Source organism: Vibrio jasicida CAIM 1864 = LMG 25398 (assembly GCF_000400365.1).
Classification (GTDB): domain Bacteria; phylum Pseudomonadota; class Gammaproteobacteria; order Enterobacterales; family Vibrionaceae; genus Vibrio; species Vibrio jasicida.
Genome location: NZ_BAOG01000001.1, coordinates 1 through 1367, shown reverse-complemented (window position 1 = coordinate 1367; position 1367 = coordinate 1). Strand labels below are relative to the sequence as shown.

Sequence of the window (1367 nt, the reverse complement as noted above, 5' to 3'; positions counted from 1 at the left end):
GAGCTATTGTCAAATGTGGTGTATGGAAGATCATGCAGTAGCTTGTTGATGAGTCTCCATTTCTTTCACTCCATTGATGAAGCGAACATCTTTCACAACATCCGCTAGGAGTGCAAAACCTCGTAGACGACGCCACTTCGTCTCTGCACTGCGCATTAACTTGTAGGCCATCATCAACGTAGTCTTTCTGTTTCCACAGTTCTTCGTCTTGTTCGTGCGTAAACGTACTGTGGCGAACATCGATTCTATTGGGTTGGTTGTCCTGATATGAACCCAGTGCTCTGCTGGGTAATCGTAGAACGCCAGCATTTCAGCTTTATCTTTCACCAAGCAGTCGGTTGCCTTTGGATACTTGGCTTCGAAGCGCTTCTGGAAGGTTGAGAAGGCGTGATAAGCATCATCTCTAGTCTCTGCCATCCAGATATCTTGCAGTGCTTCCTTCATTCGTGGTTGTACGCTTTTGGGCACCTTGTTAAGCACATTCGCCGTCTTATGTACCCAGCATCGTTGCTGAGTCGTTTGAGGCCAGCACTTAGCAACCGCTTTCCAGAAGCCAAGCGCGCCATCTCCGATGGCGAGCTTCGGTGCTAACTGTAATCCCTGCGCTCGTAGCTGCTCAATGAGTTCCGTCCAACTTGCTTCTGACTCTCTATGACCATCCAGAACGCCAAGGACTTCTTTGCGTCCAGTGTCATCGACACCAATGATGACGAGTAAGCAGAGCTTATCGTCCATCCTAACGTGACAGTAAACACCGTCAGCCCAAATGTAAACATAGCGGCGCCTACCGAGGTCACGCTTACGCCACTGTTCGTACTCCGCATACCAGCGCTCTTTGAGGCGACAGATGCTGTTGGCTGACAGGCCTTTCGCATCCTTACCAAGCAGAGACTCCAGAGCAGGCAGCATATCGCCCGTAGATATTCCCTTGAGATAGAGTAACGGGAGCAGTGTTGCAACGCTCTTTGTTCGCTTGAGATACGGTGGTATCAAGTTGCTATTAAATTTGACGCCATGCCCTGAGCGATCTCTTACCTTAGGAATTTGCACTTCGACATCACCGACACCGGTTTGCAAGGTTCGCTCAGGTAAGAAACCGTTGCGAACGATAGCTTGCTTGCCGTCAACCATAACATTCTGGTGTTGTGCAAGTAACTGTTGAAGCTCAGCTTCAACAGCTTGTGCAATCAAATCTCTAGCCCCTTGACGTATCAGTTCAGTAAGTGGGTCTTGTGGTGTATTCAGTGAAACAACAGTATTATCAGTCATGCGGTGTACCTTTCTGTTAATCGTTCTGGGGAGAACTGCATCAACAGATTACACCGCAACTTCCTTTCTCTTCCATACACCAGAAATCAGCATAGCTC

1 protein-coding gene is annotated in these 1367 nt (G+C 48.5%); it reads right to left on the bottom strand.

The window, feature by feature from the left end:
- Positions 1-30: 30 nt before the first annotated feature.
- Positions 31-1269 (bottom strand): IS256-like element ISVa19 family transposase, encoded by a 1239-nt coding sequence (locus VJL_RS00005; protein WP_038874549.1) that lies wholly within the window; start codon positions 1267-1269, stop codon positions 31-33.
- Positions 1270-1367: the final 98 nt, after the last annotated feature.

Bases quoted from the DNA above. Each gene is read 5' to 3' on its own strand.
- VJL_RS00005 (WP_038874549.1), bottom strand. From the start codon at position 1,269: ATGACTGATAATACTGTTGTTTCACTGAATACACCACAAGACCCACTT.